This is a genomic window from Streptomyces sp. NPDC001822, from assembly GCF_042892135.1.
Classification (GTDB): domain Bacteria; phylum Actinomycetota; class Actinomycetes; order Streptomycetales; family Streptomycetaceae; genus Streptomyces.
Genome location: NZ_JBIATW010000003.1, coordinates 103,392 through 121,142 on the forward strand (window position 1 = coordinate 103,392; position 17,751 = coordinate 121,142).

Annotated in this window: 17 protein-coding genes; 6 read left to right on the top strand and 11 right to left on the bottom strand. The window is 73.2% G+C overall.

The features are described 5' to 3' along the window. Positions 1 to 81: 81 nt before the first annotated feature. The 3 genes from ACFYY2_RS08465 to ACFYY2_RS08475 are packed head-to-tail and all read left to right on the top strand — an operon-like array spanning position 82 to position 2,254. Complete coding sequence (locus tag ACFYY2_RS08465; protein ID WP_388738853.1) at positions 82 to 813, top strand: glycosyltransferase family 2 protein; 732 nt, start codon at positions 82 to 84, stop codon at positions 811 to 813. Further along, a complete protein-coding gene (locus ACFYY2_RS08470; protein WP_388738856.1) occupies positions 810 to 1,472 on the top strand; it encodes a DUF2064 domain-containing protein in 663 nt (220 codons plus the stop codon). The genes ACFYY2_RS08465 and ACFYY2_RS08470 overlap by 4 nt, the downstream gene beginning before the upstream one ends. Further along, positions 1,469 to 2,254, top strand: a complete 786-nt coding sequence (locus ACFYY2_RS08475; RefSeq protein WP_388738858.1) for a class I SAM-dependent methyltransferase — start codon at positions 1,469 to 1,471, stop codon at positions 2,252 to 2,254. Before ACFYY2_RS08470 ends, ACFYY2_RS08475 begins: the two co-directional genes overlap by 4 nt. 310 nt (positions 2,255 to 2,564) lie before the next feature. Here ACFYY2_RS08475 and ACFYY2_RS08480 read toward each other — a convergent pair whose 3' ends face one another. Then, on the bottom strand, positions 2,565 to 3,836 hold the full coding sequence (locus ACFYY2_RS08480; RefSeq protein WP_388738860.1) for a molybdopterin-dependent oxidoreductase: 1,272 nt from the start codon (positions 3,834 to 3,836) through the stop codon (positions 2,565 to 2,567). Between the two features lie 154 nt (positions 3,837 to 3,990). Here ACFYY2_RS08480 and ACFYY2_RS08485 point away from each other — a divergent pair, with 154 nt between their 5' ends. Continuing rightward, the gene (locus tag ACFYY2_RS08485) at positions 3,991 to 5,421 is read left to right on the top strand and encodes a hypothetical protein (protein WP_388738863.1); all 1,431 of its coding nucleotides are present in this window, start codon (positions 3,991 to 3,993) and stop codon (positions 5,419 to 5,421) included. Positions 5,422 to 5,448: 27 nt separating this feature from the next. On the opposite strand, the gene ACFYY2_RS08490 is transcribed toward ACFYY2_RS08485, so the two are convergent. The 3 genes from ACFYY2_RS08490 to ACFYY2_RS08500 form a co-directional block, all read right to left on the bottom strand. Next, positions 5,449 to 6,201: an SDR family oxidoreductase gene (locus ACFYY2_RS08490; RefSeq protein WP_388738866.1), complete on the bottom strand. Its 753-nt coding sequence runs from the start codon at positions 6,199 to 6,201 to the stop codon at positions 5,449 to 5,451. Between the two features lie 55 nt (positions 6,202 to 6,256). After that, positions 6,257 to 7,450 carry a glycoside hydrolase family 26 protein gene (locus ACFYY2_RS08495; RefSeq protein WP_388738868.1) on the bottom strand — a complete coding sequence of 398 codons (1,194 nt, stop codon included), beginning with the start codon at positions 7,448 to 7,450 and terminating at the stop codon, positions 6,257 to 6,259. 137 nt (positions 7,451 to 7,587) lie between these two features. Further along, positions 7,588 to 8,850 carry a cytochrome P450 gene (locus tag ACFYY2_RS08500; protein ID WP_388738871.1) on the bottom strand — a complete coding sequence of 421 codons (1,263 nt, stop codon included), beginning with the start codon at positions 8,848 to 8,850 and terminating at the stop codon, positions 7,588 to 7,590. A 336-nt stretch (positions 8,851 to 9,186) separates the two neighbouring features. Between ACFYY2_RS08500 and ACFYY2_RS08505 the strand changes: the two genes are divergently transcribed. Together ACFYY2_RS08505 and ACFYY2_RS08510 are read left to right on the top strand one after the other, a co-directional pair. Continuing rightward, positions 9,187 to 9,648 carry a tyrosinase family oxidase copper chaperone gene (locus ACFYY2_RS08505; RefSeq protein ID WP_388738874.1) on the top strand — a complete coding sequence of 154 codons (462 nt, stop codon included), beginning with the start codon at positions 9,187 to 9,189 and terminating at the stop codon, positions 9,646 to 9,648. A 22-nt stretch (positions 9,649 to 9,670) separates the two neighbouring features. After that, positions 9,671 to 10,531, top strand: coding sequence for a tyrosinase family protein (locus tag ACFYY2_RS08510; protein ID WP_388738877.1), 861 nt, complete (start codon positions 9,671 to 9,673; stop codon positions 10,529 to 10,531). Positions 10,532 to 10,621: 90 nt separating this feature from the next. On the opposite strand, the gene ACFYY2_RS08515 is transcribed toward ACFYY2_RS08510, so the two are convergent. The 7 genes from ACFYY2_RS08515 to ACFYY2_RS08545 form a co-directional block, all read right to left on the bottom strand. Continuing rightward, positions 10,622 to 10,933, bottom strand: coding sequence for a chaplin (locus ACFYY2_RS08515; RefSeq protein ID WP_388738880.1), 312 nt, complete (start codon positions 10,931 to 10,933; stop codon positions 10,622 to 10,624). Positions 10,934 to 11,043: 110 nt separating this feature from the next. Further along, complete coding sequence (locus tag ACFYY2_RS08520; protein ID WP_388738883.1) at positions 11,044 to 12,207, bottom strand: GNAT family N-acetyltransferase; 1,164 nt, start codon at positions 12,205 to 12,207, stop codon at positions 11,044 to 11,046. Further along, positions 12,204 to 12,878 carry a YveK family protein gene (locus ACFYY2_RS08525; protein WP_388738886.1) on the bottom strand — a complete coding sequence of 225 codons (675 nt, stop codon included), beginning with the start codon at positions 12,876 to 12,878 and terminating at the stop codon, positions 12,204 to 12,206. The genes ACFYY2_RS08520 and ACFYY2_RS08525 overlap by 4 nt, the downstream gene beginning before the upstream one ends. Beyond that, positions 12,878 to 14,020, bottom strand: coding sequence for a glycosyltransferase (locus ACFYY2_RS08530; protein ID WP_388738888.1), 1,143 nt, complete (start codon positions 14,018 to 14,020; stop codon positions 12,878 to 12,880). The genes ACFYY2_RS08525 and ACFYY2_RS08530 overlap by 1 nt, the downstream gene beginning before the upstream one ends. After that, positions 14,017 to 14,787 (bottom strand): polysaccharide deacetylase family protein, encoded by a 771-nt coding sequence (locus ACFYY2_RS08535; RefSeq protein ID WP_388738890.1) that lies wholly within the window; start codon positions 14,785 to 14,787, stop codon positions 14,017 to 14,019. Before ACFYY2_RS08535 ends, ACFYY2_RS08530 begins: the two co-directional genes overlap by 4 nt. Further along, positions 14,777 to 16,390 carry a lipid II flippase MurJ gene (locus tag ACFYY2_RS08540; protein ID WP_388738892.1) on the bottom strand — a complete coding sequence of 538 codons (1,614 nt, stop codon included), beginning with the start codon at positions 16,388 to 16,390 and terminating at the stop codon, positions 14,777 to 14,779. Before ACFYY2_RS08540 ends, ACFYY2_RS08535 begins: the two co-directional genes overlap by 11 nt. Beyond that, positions 16,387 to 17,748, bottom strand: coding sequence for an O-antigen ligase family protein (locus ACFYY2_RS08545; RefSeq protein ID WP_388738894.1), 1,362 nt, complete (start codon positions 17,746 to 17,748; stop codon positions 16,387 to 16,389). Before ACFYY2_RS08545 ends, ACFYY2_RS08540 begins: the two co-directional genes overlap by 4 nt. Between the last annotated feature and the right edge of the window lie 3 nt (positions 17,749 to 17,751).

Sequence of the window (17,751 nt, forward strand, 5' to 3'; positions counted from 1 at the left end):
CCCCCCGCCACACGGTCGACGTCCACGTTTCGTAAGATCCCGAAGCCCGGAATGCCGCTTTTGGCTCCGTAGGGTGATCGCGTGACCGACTACTCACCGGCTGATCGCGCCGCCCCCCTCCGCGCCGACATCGTTCTGCCCTGCCTCGACGAGGCCGAGGCCCTGCCCCGGGTGCTGGCCCGTGTTCCGCAGGGCTGGCGTGCCATCGTCGTCGACAACGGGTCCACCGACGGGTCGGCGGACATCGCCCGCACGCTCGGTGCGACCGTGGTGCACGAACCGCGCCGCGGATTCGGCTCCGCCTGTCACGCGGGGCTGCTCGCGGCCGAGGCGGAGTACGTCTGCTTCTGCGATTGCGACGGCTCGCTCGACCCGGCGCTCCTCACCGGTCTCGTCCGGCGGATCGCAGAGGGCGAGACCGACCTGATCCTCGGCCGGCGCCGCCCCACGGCCCGCGGCGCGTGGCCCCTGCACGCGAGGGCGGGCAACGCCGCCCTGTCCAGGATGCTCCGCCGCCGTACCGGCCTGAGACTGCGCGACCTCGGGCCGATGCGGGCCGTGCGCAGGGAGACACTGCTGGCGCTCGGCCTGACGGACCGTCGCAGCGGCTATCCGCTCCAGATGGTGGTGCGGGCGTCGGACGCCGGGCTGCGCGTCGCAGAGACGGACGTGCCGTATCTGCCCCGCACCGGCAGGTCCAAGGTCACCGGAACCTGGCGGGGCACTTGGCACGCGGTCCGGGACATGCGTGCCGTGCTGCGGCAGCCCGCGTCGCAGACCTCGCCCGCCGCCTGTACGGAGGCGACCCGATGAGCACACCGATGACGCCGGTGGGCGGAGCGACGACACTGCTGGTCATCGCCAAGGAACCGCGCCCCGGGAGGGTCAAGACCCGGCTCACGCCGCCCTTCAGTCCGGAGGAGGCCGCCGAACTCGCCGCCGCCGCGCTGGAGGACACGCTGCGGACCGTGCTCACCCTGCCCGTCCGCCGGCGGCTCCTGGTCCTCGAAGGGCGCCCCGGACCCTGGGCACCACCGGGCTTCGACGTACTGCCGCAGTGCGCGGGCACCCTCGACGAACGCATCGCCGCGGCCTTCGCCGCGTGCGTGGGACCGGCGCTCCTCATCGGCATGGACACCCCGCAGATCACCCCCGCCCTGCTGGCCCCCGTGCTCTCCCCGGCCGGATGGGACGGCTGCGACGCCTGGTTCGGACCGGCCGAGGACGGCGGATTCTGGGCCCTCGGCCTTGCGGTCCCCGACCCCTGCCTCGTGCGGGGCGTTCCGATGTCCCGCCCCGACACGGGCCGACGCCAGCGGGCCCGCCTGACGGAGCTCGGTCTCACCGTGCGGGACCTGCCGCCGCTGCGCGACGTGGACACGGCCGAGGACGCGGCTCACGTCGCTGCCGCGGCGCCGCACGGACGCTTCGCCGAGACCCACGGGCGACTGAGCCGGGCGGCCGTCCGTTGAGCACGGTCCTGCCACCCGCCGACCGGGGCTCCGCCCCGTGGGCGACCGCCGATCCGTACGCGCGGGCACTGAGCCAGGGGCGCGGCCCCCTCTTCCTCCGGCGGAAGGACGGGTGGCTGCTGCCCCTCGACGTCGAACGCTGGTGCGCGGAAGCCGACGCTGCCGACCTGTCGGCACTGGGCCGCAGCGAGGGCACGGTCATCGACATCGGCTGCGGTCCCGGCCGGCTGGTCGCCGCTCTGGCCGCACGCGGCCACCGGGCGCTCGGCATCGACGTGAGCGAGGCCGCCATCGGACGCACCCAGCGGGTCGGCGGCTCGGCGCTCCGCCGCAGTGTGTTCGAGCCGCTGCCCGGCGAGGGACGCTGGGGAACGGCCCTGCTCATCGACGGCAACATCGGCATCGGCGGTGACCCCGAGGCCCTGCTGCGCCGAGTCGCCGCCGTGCTGGCCCCGGGCGGACTGCTCATCACCGAGGCCGATCCCCATGACGTGGACGAGCGGGTCCAGGTCCGGCTCGACGACGGCCGGGGCCAGGCGGGAGCCGGACCGCACTTCCCCTGGGCCCGCGTCGGCGTGTCCGCCCTGCTCGGGCATGCCCGGTCGGAGAACTGGAAGCCCGTCGATCAGTGGGAGGCAGGCGGCCGCCCGTTCCTCGCCCTGCGCCGCTCGCGCACGGTCCGCAGCACCAGCCAGAGTGCCGACACCGCGAACAGCGCGGCGGTGATCAGCAGCCAGTTCCCAAGAAACCTGTCGGGGGACAGCCCGCTCGCCGGTTCGTAGCGCACCGTGTGACGGGTAATCAGGGGAAACCACATCAGCAGGAGGAGTCCGGACAGGAGCAGTGGGACGCGTAGAAAGTTCACCAGTCCCGGACGCCGCGCGCAGGGGACCCGCAGGGCACGGTCGGCCGCGGAGTACAGCGGCACCAGCACCAGGTCGTGCACGAACGCGGCGCCCGCGAACCACACCAGGATCATGAAGGTGTCCCCGTTGAGCAGGCGTACCCCCGCGTATCCCGCGAGGGCGAGCGACGCGGCCATCAGCAGCAGGTGCAGCGGCCCCTCCCCGTACCAGCGGCGCAGCACGTTCATCACAGCTCTCCGAACGTCAGACGGTTCACCCATTTGGTGTTCATCACGCCGGGGGCGGCCGGCACGATGACCCGCGCCGGGTACCCGTGATCCGGCGACAGCACCTCACCGTTGACTCCCAGCGCGAGCAGCGACAGCGGGTCGCGCACCTGGTTCCCCCTGAGCGCCACCGTCCGGAACGGCCCGGTGCGCTGGAGGGACTCGACCAGAACCCCGGGCGGTTCGTCCGGGAAACCTGCCAGCGCCGCGAGGTCACGCAGCCGGACTCCGCGCCACCACTGGTCGGACGTCGACCAGCCCTCCACACACGCGATGGGCAGCGCCGCGCTGTGCTGCCCCATGGCCAGCAGTTCGGCCCGCGTCAGCCGGATCTCCCCGGCCGGTCCGACGACGGTGAGCCGCCAGCGTTCCCCCGTGTCGGCCGGTGTGATGCCCACCTTCGCAGCGGTCTTGTTGATCTGGAACCCGTTGGGACCCGGTCCCGGTTCGGCGCCGCCGCGCGGCGTCAGCAGGGCGGTGCGCCGCAGCCCGCCGTCGAAGCTCCGGCCCGCGGAGGTGACCAGCAGGAGCAGCGACCCCGCCCCCACGACGGCGAGGGCGCCGCGCCGCGAGACGGTTGCCGCGGCGGGACGCGGCGAGGCCAGTCCGTCCTTCTCCCCGGCGGGCAGTCCGGTGCGCAGGACCCGCAGCGCCCGGGGGAGCTTGAGGCACGTGTGGGCGAGGAACGCGGCGATGAAGACCCACGCACCGTAGAAGTGGAGCGGGTAGAAGGACCCCGGGAACAGATACTCCAACTGGATGTTCAGCAGCCCCGTGACGAATTCGAAGAGTGCCCCGCCCACGAGCAGCAGCAGCGACAGACGCTCCAGGGCGTGTCCGGCCGACCGTGCCGGCGGCAGCGCGAAGAGCCTCGGCACCACCGACCACAGCTTCGCCAGCAGGACGGGCACCAGGACGATGCCCAGCGTGACGTGGACCCCCTGCGTCATCCGGTACAGCCAGTGGGGCCCGGTGGGCCAGTCGAACAGGTAGAAGCCGAGCCACCCCTTGTCCGGTGTCTTGTCGTTCACGGCGGCGAGGTCCGGGTTGTACGCCGCGTACGACAGCAGTCCGGTCACGAACAACAGCGTGATCCCCGCGAGGAGCACCAGACCGAGTACGGCCGTGAACCGGACCCCGCGCACCGGACTGCGCCAGAACGCGGGCTCGGCCGGAAGCGGGAAGCGGGGGGAGGGGCGGTGTGCACGGGCCTGCCGGTGTCTGTCGCGCATGGTGCCGACGTTATGCCGGGTCACCGCACCCGGAGCCGTACGACTCCTGACGAAAGTCTGACGTCGGCCCGCGCCCCCGCGGCGGATCTGACGGATCTGTGACGTGGCGGCGTCGCACCGCCCTGCGGAGCCCGTCGATGCGTAGCGTGCGTGCGTGACGACCGAGGAACGCAGTGCCCCGACCCGTACCGCCGATCCCGCCGGGCCGACCGGACCCGCCGTGCCCACCGCCCCGGCCGCTCCCGCTGGGCGTCGCCGGGACCTGACCGCCGCCGCGGCGGGAGCTCTGCTGGTGGCCGTGGCCATAGGAGTCGGTTGGGTGATCCAGGAGGGTGACGGCAGCCTGCAGGTCCACTGGCCACCCCTGCTGGCGTCCTGGGACCCGCACATCGGCCCCGGCACCCCAGCCGCGCTGGCCGTCGCCGCCGCGGTCATCACCTGCGGCCCCCGGGTCGCCGCCCGCATGCCCTGGCGCGGCCTGCTCCTCGCCTGCTGGGCCGCTTCGGTGGGATGGATCCTCTCGCTCGCCCTCATCGAGGGCTGGTACCGCGGGGTCGAGCGACGGCTGACCACCAAGCACGAATACCTGCGCGTGATCGACCGGTTCGACGACATCGGCGCCGCGCTGCGCGGATTCACCGACCACATCGTGATCGGGCCCCCCGGCAACTGGCCCGCGCACGTCGCCGGACACCCGCCGGGCGCCACCCTCACCTTCGTCGGCCTGGACCGGGCCGGCCTCGGAGGCGGTGCCTGGGCGGGCATGTGGTGCATCGTGCTCGGAGGCTCCGCCGCGGTCGCCGTCATGGTCGCGCTGCGGGCACTGACGGGCGAGGACCTCGCACGGCGCGCCTCCCCGTTCCTCGTCCTGGCCCCCTTCGCCGTCTGGACGGGCACCTCGGCCGACGGCTACTTCGCCGCCGTCGCGGCCTGGTCCGTGGCACTGCTGGCCGTCGCGGCGACCCGCACGGCCCGGCACCCGGCAGCGGCCGCACTCGGCTCAGGACTGCTGTTCGGGCTGACCTGCTACCTGAGTTACGGCCTGACTCTCCTCGTGGCACTCCTGGCGGCGGTCCTCGTCCTCGCTCGTGCGGCCCGCCCTCTCGGCCCCCTGGTGCTCGGCGCGCTGGTCGCCCCCGTGGCCTTCACACTGGCGGGCTTCAACTGGTGGGAGGCCTACCACCTGCTGGTGGAGCGGTACTACCAGGGAGCCGGCGGAACCCGCCCCTACGGCTACTGGGTCTGGGCGAACCTCGCCTGCGCCACACTCGCGGCGGGACTCGCGACCGTCGCGGGCCTGCGCCGGGCCGTGGCGTCGGCCCCCGCAGCCGTACGCGGTCTGCGCTCCGGCACGGTGACACCCGCTCAGCGCCTGGCGTGTGTCGTCGTCGCCGCACTGCTCGCGCTCGCCGTCGCGGACCTCTCGGGGATGAGCAAGGCCGAGACGGAGCGCATCTGGCAGCCCTTCATGGTCTGGCTGATCCCGGCCGCCGCCCTGCTGCCGGCCCACGACCGGCGTGGCTGGCTGGCAGCCCAGGCCGCCGTCGCCCTGCTGATCAACCATCTGCTGTGGACCGGTTGGTGAGCGGCGGACGGGTGCCGCCGCGCGAGGTCACCCCTGCCGCCCACCGGTCCGGGCGAGCCACTCGTCGAAGGTCTCCGAGCCCCTCGGCCCGTCCTCCCGGGGCAGCTGGCCGTCGCCCCGCATCGAGGCGCCCACCGCGCCCGGCAGCCGCAGAGGCACCACCAGGCGGCGCTCCCGGCGGGCGGCGAGCAGCCGGTGCACCAGGTCCACGAGTTGCTCCACCCTCGGTCCGGCGAGTTCCGGCGCCATCCCCCGCGGGGGAGCGAGCGCCAGTTCCACCAGATGCCCGGCCACCTCCCGCGCCGCCACCGGCTGAGTGGTCATCCGCGGCACCACGGCGATCCGCCCGGGCATCTGCTGGAGGGTCTGGCCGACGAACTCGTGGAACTGCGTCGCCCGGAGCACGGTCCAGGGAACCCGGCCCTCCGCAACGACCTCCTCCTGGCGCAGCTTGCCCGCGTAGTAGCCGTGGCCGACGCGGTCGACGCCGACGATCGACAGCGCCACGTGGTGGCGCACCCCGGCACCCGCGGCCGCGTCCAGCAGGTTGCGGCCGGCCGAGTCGAAGAACGCGACCGCCCTGCGCCTGCTGAGCGTCGTCACGTTGCTCACGTCGACGACCACGTCCACGCCGGACAGGGCCCCGCCGAGTCCGGTGCCCCGGACGAGGTCCACGCCCCGAGAACGGGACAGGACGACCGGCTCGTGTCCCGACGCCGCGAGTTTCCCGACGACCAGTCGTCCCACCAGGCCGGTCCCGCCCGCCACAGCCACCCGCATGTCGTGCTCCCTCGATCACCGGTCCGGGCCGTCCGCCCCCTGCCGGGGGCGGTCCTCAGCGGCGTACGCAGAACTTCCGGTCCGTCAGCCACTGGCCGAACCAGTCGCTCAGCGGAATGCTGACGCACCACTCGTCCGCGTTGGTGTCCGGTACGGGAAGGGTCGGTGTGGGCTTGTCCGGCTTCGGCACGGCCGGAGTTCCGCTCGGGTCGGGCGCGGGCAGGGAGGGCTCGGCGTTCGGGAGGCCGCTCAGCTTCTCCCGGAACACCGCCGAGGACAGGGGGTTCTCCGAGCACTGCCACACCCCGTGCGGGCAGTAGTCGGTGATCGTCTGGTAGACCGGCTTGTGCAGATCCATCCACTCCAGCATGCGGCGCATGTACGCGGGATTGTCGCCGTTGCGGAACAGCCCCCACTCCGGGAAGGAGATCGGCTTGCCGTGCTCGGCCGCGAAGTCGACCTGCTTCTGGAGCCCGTAGGGTTCGCTGACCTGCTCGTCGAACGTACGGGCGGGCGGCTGGTCGTAGGAGTCCATGCCGATGATGTCCACGACGTCGTCACCCGGATAGCACTCGGTCCAGGGCACCGCGTCCCGTCCCCGGCTCGGCGCGAAGTCGAAACGGAACTTCTGGCCCGGCACGGACCGCATCGTGGTGACGATGCGCTTCCAGTACGCCTTCCACGCCACGGGGTCCGGGCCGCAGCGGTGCGTGTAGGTGGTGCCGTTCATCTCCCAGCCCAGGACGAGCACGGTGTCCGGGACGCCCAGCAGGACCAGGCGCTCGGCCAGCTTGCGGAAGTACTCGTCGTACGACCCGTTCACCCCGGCCCGCAGCAGGCGCCGCACCTCACTGTCGGAGACGCGGTCCTCGTTCCGCTCCATCATGGGCGTGTTGAGGACGAACATCCGGTCCGCGTCCGCGCGCCGCCACGCGGCCCAGTAGGCGAGGAAACCGGGCCGTCCCTCGATGTTCTGCCACACGTCGCCCGGCAGATAGCTGTGCCCGACCCGCAGTTCCGTGCCGCCGAGCCACCGCGACAGCTCCGCCATCCGCTGCACACCGCGGGGCCCGTAGTGCAGGTACGCCCCGATGGCGGTCGTTCCCGCCGGGTCAGCCGCGCTCCGCGCGGAGCCCTTGCCGGCCTCCGTGTCCGCGCCGTCGTGGTCGACGAGGACCGCGCCGCTCACGAGGAGGCCGAACGCGGTCGCACCGATGCCGAAATTGATGAGACGGCGCTGTGAGGGCACGGTTCCTCCTTGGATTACGGCCTGTATCCGACCATGACGACATTAAGGAGAAAGATTCAACAACGGCCTGCGGGACCACTCCGGAATAGCCCATTCGCGACGCGCGTCCGCTGCGATCGGACCGTTCGGGTGACACATCAGAAGGTGAAGGGAAGAGTGCCGACGCGATTGTCGAAATTCGAGTCGATCAGCCCCGGCTCGCCCACCGACCGTACGTCTCCGAGCCGTTCGAACATTTCGCGGAACAGCGCCTTCATCTCCAGTTTCGCCAGATGCGCACCCAGGCAGTGGTGGGGCCCGCCGCCCCCGTATCCCAGGTGCGGGTTCGGCGACCGGGTGATGTCGAAGGCGTCGGGATCCGCGAAGACCGACCCGTCCCGGTTCGCCGACGCGTAAAGGAGCATGGCCTTCTCCCCGGGCAGAAAGGTGCGCCCTCCCAGTTCGCACTCGGCGGCGACCGTGCGGCGGAACTGGATGATGGGCGTCGAGTGGCGGACGATCTCGTCGACGGCGCCGTCGGCGTACCGTTCGAAGTCGGACCGCAGGAGCGCTCGCTGCTCCGGGTGCTCCGTCAGCAGGACCAGCCCGTGGGCGATCGCGTTCCGTGTGGTCTCCACACCGGCCACGAGGAGCAGCGAGAAGAACGCGCCGAGCTCGCGGGAGGACAGTGCCCGCCCCTCGACGTCGGCGCGCACGAGCGCCGAGATCACGTCGTCCGCGGGGACCCGGCGCCGCTCCCGGGCGATGCCCGCCACCTCGAACTGCATACGGGCCAGGGAGCGCAGACCGCGCCCGGGCACGCGCAGCCGCGCCCGGCCGCGGCGCTGGACCCCCACGTACTCCGACGCGTGGTCGATCCGTTCGAGGATGCCGGTGCGGTGGCGGGCGGGGATGCCCATCAGGTCGCAGATGACCTCGAAGGGCATGCGGGAGGCCGCCGACCGCATGAAGTCCCCGGGACCTTCCGCCGCCATCTCGTCCACCAGGCGCGCGGCGACGGCGGAGATGTTGTCCTCGGCCGCGGCGAGCAGCCTCGGTGTGAAGGCGCGCGAGATGGTCCTGCGCAGCCCCGCGTGCCCGGCGCCGTCCATGTTCACCATGGAGTTGCCGAACAGGGCCTTGGCCCAGGGCGCCGGTTCGGGGGTGGTGGCTCCGGGGGCGCTCGCGAAGAGCTGCGGCTGCCGGCTGGCCGCCCGCACGTCGGCGTGCCTCACGAGGACGTGGAACGGGGTGCGCGACCCCGTGCCCGGTGTGAAGCGGACCGGGGTGCCGAGTTCCCGGAGCCGGGCGAACTCCGACAGCCGCCGGGACCGCGGAAGCCTCCAGAACGCCGGGTCGGCGAGGTCGGCTCCCGCCGCCCCTCGCACGTGGTCCGTGGGTGCCTGCGTCGGCGCGTTCATGTCCAACCTCCGGGAGTTCGGACGGCCATGCTGGCCCGGTGGCCCCCTCCGAGCGGCCGACACGGCCGGAGCAGCCGGACAATTCCCACGGTCGCGGTACGCGCGGAGGGCCGTCCGGCCGGGCACGCACCCGAGGCGAGTCGCGAGCCGGAGGCCCGCCCCGCGCAGGGTGTAATGGGACGTATCCGACAGCAGGCCGGGCGGCGGGCAGCGGCCCGTGGGCCCGTGAGGACCGGCCGGGCGCGTTCCGATCCACGAGAACCGTTCCCCGCGCGTCTCGTCGCCCATGTGTGCGCGGCACCTCGCGGAGGCGGACGAGAGGCAGGTACTCCCACCATGAACCCGAACACCCGCACGAGCGGGGAGCCGGCGGGGCCGGCCCGCCGCGCGGTCCTGCGGACCGCTTTCACCGCGGCCGTCCTCGCCGGCACCGGCGGGGCGCTCGCCCCCGTGCTCCTGCGGGAGGAGGGAGCCGGAGCGGGCAACCGGCGGGCCGCCGTGGGGCCCGAGCGCTTCTCCGAGCTGTACAAGGGGCGCGACATCCGTGGTGGGATCACTCCCGTGGTTCCCGCCGGGGCAGGGCCGCAGGCCGCCGCGGCGGGTGCGCCGACCGCGGCGGCCGAGGCCGACGTCAGCATCGACGGCCACCCCCTGCACGTGATGCGCCGCGCGGACGGCAGCTACCTCAGTGCCGTCACCCACTACGAGTCGTATCCCACGCTGCTCGAGACGGCTCGCGCGGCGGTCGACGAGATCGGTGCCGCCCAGCTGTCCGCGGCGCCCCCGCACGCCATCTGACCCCGGAGGACGGACGAGCCTGGTGTACAGCCGCAAGAATCAGCGCGACCTCACCCGCACGGAGAAGAAGCGTCTCGTGGACGCGATCCTGGAGCTCAAACGCTCGGGGCACTACGACGAATTCGTACGGACACACCGCGAGTTCTACGTGTCCGACGCCGAGGACAGGCCGCGTCCCGCCCACATGACCCCGTCCTTCTTCCCCTGGCACCGCAGATACCTCCTGGAGTTCGAGCAGGCGCTGCGGGGTGTGGACTCCCGCGTGTCGATCCCCTACTGGGACTGGACTCGCGACAACACGCCGAGCGCGTCCCTGTGGGGGGACGATCTCCTGGGAGGCAACGGCAGGCCGGGGGACCGCCAGGTCATGACGGGTCCCTTCGCCTACCGGCGGGGCAACTGGCGGATCAGCGCCGGGGTCACCGATGAACCCTTTCTGCGCCGGAACTTCGGCCGCCCGTCGTCTCCGGTCACCCTGCCCGGTGCGGCGGAGGTGGACCGGGCGCTGAAGGACCCCCTCTACGACGCCGAGCCCTGGAACAGCGTCAGCACCCGCGGTTTCCGCAACAGGATCGAGGGCTGGGGCATCAGGGGGTCACGCGATGTCGCCAACCACAACCGGGTCCACAACTGGATCGGCGGGTCCATGGCCGGCGCGGCGTCTCCCGACGACCCGGTCTTCTGGCTGCACCACGCCTTCATCGACCTGCTCTGGACGCGCTGGCAGAGGGCGCACCCCCGCTCGCGCTACCTGCCGGCCGGCGCACTGGCGGCCGACCACCCGGAGCAGGACAGGATCTTCCCGTACGACCGCCCGATGCCGCCCTGGGACGTGCCGCCCTCCCAGCTCATGGACCACTCCCGCCTCTACCGGTACGTGTGAGCGGCGGCCGGTCCCGCGCCTGACGCGGCCGGGCCCCCTCGCTCCGCACCGACGCGGAGGGAGGGGGCCCGGCAGGTCCCGTCAGTGAGATCAGTGGCCGTAGCCGTAGTCACCCTCGGCCTTGGCGTCGTCGTGGTGCTCGGCCTCGACCTCGTGGTGGTCCGAGACGTTGGCGCAGGTGTTGCCGAAGGCCGGGTTCAGCAGGGCGATCACGTTGACCGTGTTGCCGCAGACGTTGACCGGGACGTGCACGGGCACCTGGATGACGTTGCCCGAAAGGACACCGGGGGAGCCGGCGGCCACGGCGCCCGCGCCGGCGTCGGCGACGGCCATGCCGGCACCGCCGGCGACCAGGGCACCGGTACCTGCCACGACAGCGGCCACCTTCGAGATACGCGACATCAGTTCTCCTTGAGGATTCGAGACCGGCCGCGGGGGGTGCGGCCGGTATGCACTGACAACGCGGGAGTCGACAGACGGTAACGGATCGCCGCAAAAGTAATCATCTAGGATCAACTCCGGCTGACGAGGGCGAAGCCGGTCACCGGGAGCTCGCTCAGACGGGCGCGCCAGTCCCGGGCGGCCGGGAAGCGGGCCTTCACGGTCTCCGCCGCCAGGTCGCGCACCGCCAGCTGTCCCTCGCGCAGACGGAGCATCGGCTCCAGCGCCGAACGGGCGAGCAGCAGGCGCTGGTTGACGACGGCCACCGGAGCCCAGTTGTTCTTGTACTGCTCCGCGCCCCGCAGAAGGCTCAGCACGCCGCGCCCCGATCCCGACGCCTCGCGTGCGATCTCCCGCAGCAGCATCGACGAGACGTCCACCTTGCGTTCCCGCAGCCGGGGATCGACGCCGTACAGATAGGCGCCGGTGAGCTGCGCCGAGCCGAGGGACAGGTCTGCCGCCACCACCTCACCGTCGAGCACGAACTCCCTGACCGTGGCCTCCCCGTCACGCACCATCCGCCGTGCGGAGCGCACCAGGTGCGCTCCGAACCGGGGACGCAGGTGCTCCGGGTTGACCCCCCTGCCGAGCCACTGCAGCTCGTGCAGGTGCAGCAGGTTGCCGATCGCACCCGCCACCCGGTGGACCGATGCCTCGCGGCACTCGATGCCCAGCGAGTCGATCTTGCGGAGCTTCGCCCGGGACCGCTGGGCCCGCGAGCCGCCCATCCGCCCGATGAGGGCGTCGATCGGCTCGGCGGGCAGTTCCATGCAGGTCGAGTCGGTCAGCCTGCTCCGCACCCCGGCCCAGCCGTCGAACAGCAGTTGGGCCGACGCGTCGGGCCGTACCTCCCGCAGATCGACGACCGTGTGGGAGGCGGCGCGGTGGAGTCCCCGCTCCAGGGCCGTCACGGCCGCGGGGGTGTCCTCGCCGTCCACCAGAATGTCGAAGAAATCGGAGATCGCCCCGCCGACCGGCATGAGCAGGGGCATCGGACGGTGCACGAGCATCAGCGGCGCCGCCCCGATCAGCCGCCCGTTCCGTCGTGCCAGCAGGACGCGGAGCCGGCCCGGCACTCCGTAGGAGAGCCACCACGAGCGGAGCCACGCGTGGCTCTGGAAAGGGGTGGCGGTCGGGCAGCGGCGGTGCAGGGCGTCCCACTCCGCGGCGAGGTCCGTGAACTCCGCGAGATCCCGGCAGAGCGTGACGGTGAGCCGTCGGCGGTCGGTGTTCATCCCACGAGCTCCTTCTCGTCGGCCGGCGCGGCGGCGCCGCCCTGGGCGGGGGCGGGCACCGCCGCGGTGGTGTCCCTGCGTCCGGGGCGGGGGCGGACGAGCAGGATCAGTCCGCCGACCAGTCCGCCCGCGCTCGCACCCACTGCCGCGCCCAGGGGCACGGACGGGGACACGGGATCACCCGGTGGCACCGCGTGCGAGAACTTGATCAGCTTCACACCGGTGTCCTTGGCCACGTGCCCGCTGCTGACGACCACGGCCTCGGTGACGGCGTTGGCGATGTCCGCGGCACGGTCCGGATCGTCCGACGTGCCGGTGACGGCGATCATCGGCGAGTCCGGGGACGTCTCCGACAGCACGTGCGTGCGCAGTTCACGCACCGGCTCGCCCGCCGCCCCCCTGGCGTACGAGAGGGTCGCGTCGCTGGTGGCCAGACGGCCGTACGACTGCGCGTATCCCAGGGCGGCCGCGGGGTCGACGGTCTTGCCCGCGGTGACCATCGCGTAACTGGTGGCCGTGTACTGGGGCGTGGCGAGCATGCCGTACGAGAATCCGCAGGCCGCCCCGAGCAGGACGCAGGCGGGCAGTGGCCACCAGCTGGGGCGTACGGATGCGGGGCGGAGCCTGCGGAACCGTCCGGAGACGGACGGCTGCGCGGGGGACTCGGTCATCAGTGTGCTCTCCCGGTCGAGGGTTCTGTGTCGATGGCTTGTGCGTAGACGTCCATGAGCCGCCGGCTGCTGCGTCCGATGTCGTAGTGGTCCACGGCCGGCGGGGGCGGCAGCCGGCGGGTGCCGCCCTCCATCCGGTGCCTCAGCGCCGCCGTCAGTCCGGCTGCGGGGTCGGCTGTGTCCGAGGAATACCCGATGCGGCGCGCGCCGGGCGCGAGGCCCGCCGGTAGGTCCTCGACGGCGGGGCAGACCGCGTACAGCACGGGCAGTCCCGCCGCGAGTGCCTCGACGGCCGCCAGGCCGAACGTCTCCTCCCGGGAGGCGGACACGAACACGTCGACGGCGCCGAGGACCGCGGGGACGCCGGGGACCGCGTCCGAGGATCCGCACTCCCCGAGGAGGCGGACGCGGCCCCCCACCCCGAGCCGCGCCGCCAGGGCGCGCAGCGGGGCGGCTTCCGGACCTTCCCCGGCCAGGACGAGCCAGGTGTCGGGAAGCGCGGAGACCGCGCGGATCAGCAGGTCGAAGCGCTTCCCCGGGACAAGTCTGCCCACCCCGCCCACCACGAAGGCGCCGTCCGGAATCCCCAGCAGCGCCCGCGTGGAGCGCCGTCGCCCCTCGTCGTGGCGGAAGGCGGCCGCGTCGATGCCGTTCGGCACGGTGTGGATCCGGGCGGCGGGAACGCCCCAGTCACGCAGCCGTCCGGCGACCGTGTCGGAGACGGCGACCGTCGCCGCGCCCAGCCGCTCGGTGCGCAGGTAGAGCTCCCGGGTGGCGCGGGTGAGCGGACGCCCCTCGATCTCCGCACGTCCCAGCGAATGCTCCGTCGCGACCACGGGGGTACCGGCCAGGCGGGCCGCGATCCGGCCGTAGACACACGCCCGGTACAGGTGGGTGTGCACCAGGTCGTACGCTCCGCGGCGGATCAGCCGGGCCAGCCTGGGCACCGCCGCCAGGTCGCGGTTGCCGCGCATGCCCAGGTGATGGACGCGGACGCCGTCCGCGCGCAGCCCCTCGGCGACCGCTCCCGGATTGGTGAGCGTCACCACGTCGCATGACACGGGAAGGTGACGCAACATCAGCCGCAGCTGCTGCTCGGCGCCCCCCACGCCGAGACCGGTGATGACGTGCAGCGCTCTCACCGGGCGTCACCCCGCCACGGCGCGGTGAGGCGGTGCTCGCGCAGCCGGTGCCGTACCTCCTTGACCCGCAGTCGGGCGCCCCGGTCGGCCTGGCTGACGTGCGTGCGGGGCAGTGCGTGCGGCCCCGACAGCGGGCCGGGGACGAGTGCGCAGCCGTAGAGGTACCCCGCGTCCCGCACGGACTCGACGACCCGCCGGTCGGCCGTGCCGTACGGATAGCAGAAGCCGGCCGGTTCGTGCCCGGTGATGCGGCGCAGCGCGTCCCGGCTGCCGTGCGTCTCCTGGCGCAGCTCGTCGTCGGAGAGCGTGGTCAGATCGCGGTGGAGCATGCCGTGCGAGCCGATCTCCATGCCCGCCGCGGCGGCGGTCCGGACTCCCTCCTCCGTCAGCAGCGGTCTGCGCGGACCGAGGGGGTCCCAGACGTTGGAGCCGCCCGGCCGCCCGGGCAGCACGAACACCGTGGCACCGCAGCCGTGGGCGAGGAGGACGGGAAGCGCCTCGTCGACGAAGTCCGCGTATCCGTCGTCGAACGTCAGGCCGACGAGCCCGCGCTCGCCGGCACTCCGCGCGCGGAGCAGCGCGGTGATCCCCACCCCGGTCAGGCCCCGGCGGCGCAGCCGGGTCAGCTGCTCGTCCAGGCGATCGGCGGAGACCGTGATGCCGTAGGGATCGTCGGTGGGATCGCTCACGGAGTGGTACGTGAGGATCCACGGATGAGCGCGCGGAGGGGGTACGAGGGCACGGGGTGCCGAGGTGTCAGCGGCCATGGGAGAACCTCCGTCGGACGAGTGCCAGCAGATGGACGGCTTCGGGAGCGCGGAGCGCGAGAGCGGTGAGGAGGAAGGCCGCGAGGACGGCGAGGCACCCCGCGGCGAGACCGGCCAGGGGGCCGCTCACCAGGTCGGTGGCGAGGCCTGCCGCACCGGCGGCGACCGCCGCCGCTGCGGCAGGGCGGAGGAGCGACAGGGCCACGGCCCCTGTCCGGACGGGCACGGCCCGCCCGCGCAGCCCCAGCAGCATCAGCAGGGCGGCCGTGCTGATGCCCACGGCGTTCGCCGCCGCGATGCCGTCGACGCCGAACGGGCCGGCCAGGGCCATCCCGGCCCCCGTGGTCACCAGCAGTCCCGCCGACATCGCGCCCAGCGGGTACCAGGTGGGCCGGCCGGCGGAGAAGTAGGGCCTGCACAGGGCGCCGACCAGCGTGTGGCCCAGGAGCCCGAGCGCGTAGACCCGCATCACACCGGCCGTGGCCGCGGTGTCGGCGGCGTCGAACGCCCCGCGCTGGAAGAGGACCTCGACGATCTGCGGCGCGCAGCCGAGGACCGTCGCGGTGCCCAGCAGCACCACGGTCCCGGCGAGGGCGAGGTCACGTTCGACCCGCCGCCGGGCGCCCTCCCGGTCGCCGGACGCCATGGCCCTGGCCACCACCGGAAAGGTCACCGTGCAGATCATCATGGACAGCACCATGGGCAGCTGCGCGACCTTCTGAGCGTAGTTGAGGTGCGAGATGGCGCCGTCCGGCAGGGACGAGGCGAGGAACCGCTCGACGAGGACCTGCGACTGACGGCTCACCACGAACAGGACGACAGGCGCCAGGACCGTCGCGCCGAGCAGCGCGGACCGCTCCCCGCGCCGCCGGACCGGGCCCCGCCGCGGCAGCAGCCGTACGAACGCGGGCAGCAGGGTGAGGATCATCAGCAGACTGCCGAAGGCGACCCCGGCGGCGGCCGCCCGCACCCCCCAGACCGAGTGCAGCACCAGCGTCACGGCGATGATGCCGATGTTGTACGCGATGTAGACGCCGGCCGGTGCGAGGAACCGCCCGTGCGCCCGCAGAGCCGCGCTGAAGTATCCGGTGACCCCGAAGGTGAGCACCGTGACGGCCGTCAGACGGGTGCAGTCCACCGCGAGCCGCGGATCGTCGAGCCCGGGCGCCAGCACGGCGACGGCCCAGGGCGCACCCAGGACGAGCAGCGCGCCCGCGCAGGCCAGGGCGGCGAACAGCCGTGGAAGGGTGTCCGCCACCAGCGCCCGTACGGGGTCCGTCACGTGCCCGCCCGCGGCACGCCTGGTCAGGGCCAGGCTGAACGCGGGCACGAGCAGGAGGGCCATGCCGTCCTCGATCAGCAGGGTGGCCGCCATCTCCGGGACGGTCCACGCGATCAGGAAGGCGTCGCTGTCGTGACTGGCACCGAAGAGCCGGGCGACCGCCTGGTCACGGACGAGTCCCAGCAGCGCGGCGATCACGGTCAGTCCCGCGGCGCCCCCCGCCGCACGGGCGAGGAACCGCCCGGGACGGGCCGGGCTCCCGTGGACGGACGCCGTGGTGTCCGGCGCCTCTCCGGCGGCGTCCGTGGTGGTCGCGCTCACGCGGTGGTCGTCCTCTCCGGAGCGGCCAGGGCCCACCACGCGGCGAGGCCCAGCACGATCCCGGTGAGTACGGTGGACGGGCCCCCGATGTCCGCGTACAGGAAGTCGACGGTCTGCCAGGTCATCAGCCCGACGGCGGCGAGCCCGCAGTCGACGGCGGCGGAGCCCCGGGCCCGGGCGCGCACCAGCCTGCGCACCCCGCCGACCAGGAGGGCGGCCCAGGAGCCGACCAGCGCGGTGAAGCCGATGAGTCCCTGCTCGCTGAGGACCAGCAGGTACATGTTGTGGGGGGAGAGCAGCGGCTGCTTGCGGAACGCCTGTCCCGCCCCCGCGGTGTCGCTGCCCGCCGAGAGTCCGATCGAGGCGTGTGCGTCGCGGTGCGCGGGGAAGCCCTTGAGCCCGACGCCGGTCGCGGGCCGCTCGCGCCACATGTCCGTGGCGGCGGCCCACATGGCGTAGCGGTCGTTGACCGACCGGTCCGGCGCGCTCGTCACCTGGGTGATGCTCGTGAGCCGCTGCGAGATCATCTCGGACCCGACGCCGAATCCGCCGACGAGCACGGTTCCCGCGGCCGCCAGGACGGCCAGGGCCCGGACGGCCTGGCGGGCGCCCGTCAGCGCGATCACGGTGAGCGCTCCCGCCGCCGTGGCGATCCACGCGCCCCGGCTGAAGGAGAGGGTGAGCGGGACGACGAGCAGCGCCGCCGTCACGGGGGCCCACGGCTTCAGCCAGGCGGGCGTGCCCGCAGGAGTGCGCAGCGCGTACGCGACGGCGGCGAGCAGTCCGTAGGCGACCACCGTGGCCATCCCCATCACGTCGCTGGGGCCGAACGTGCCCACCGCGCGGATGTCCTCACCCATGTACGAGGCGCCCGAGCCCGTGACGTACTGGTGGACGCCCGTCGCTCCCTGGACGACCGCCAGCAGGACGAGCGAACCGGCGACGACCCTGAAGCCCTGCGCGTTCCGGACCAGGAGCAGGACCGCCGCGGGTACGAGGACGAAGATCTGGAGGTACCGGGCGAGGCCCGGGAGTGCCGCCGCGGGGTCCGCGGCCGTCACGGTGGCCAGGGCGAGTCCCGCGGCCGGCAGACCGAGGACGAGGGCGGCCGCGACGGTCAGCGGACGCCGGCGCACGTACAGCAGACGGCCCGCGCACACGAGGACGGCGACACCGGAGAGGAGATCGGGCGCAGGTACCCCGAACACGGCTCCGGCTCCCGCGCCGTCGTCGGGTACGGCCAGCAGCAGCACGGCCAGGACCAGCGGGAGCAGCGGCCAGTGGCCGGCCCACCCGTGAAGGAGGGTGCCCCTGCCGGCGGGCCGTACCGCGGGTGCCGCGGTTGCGATGAGTGCCACGGT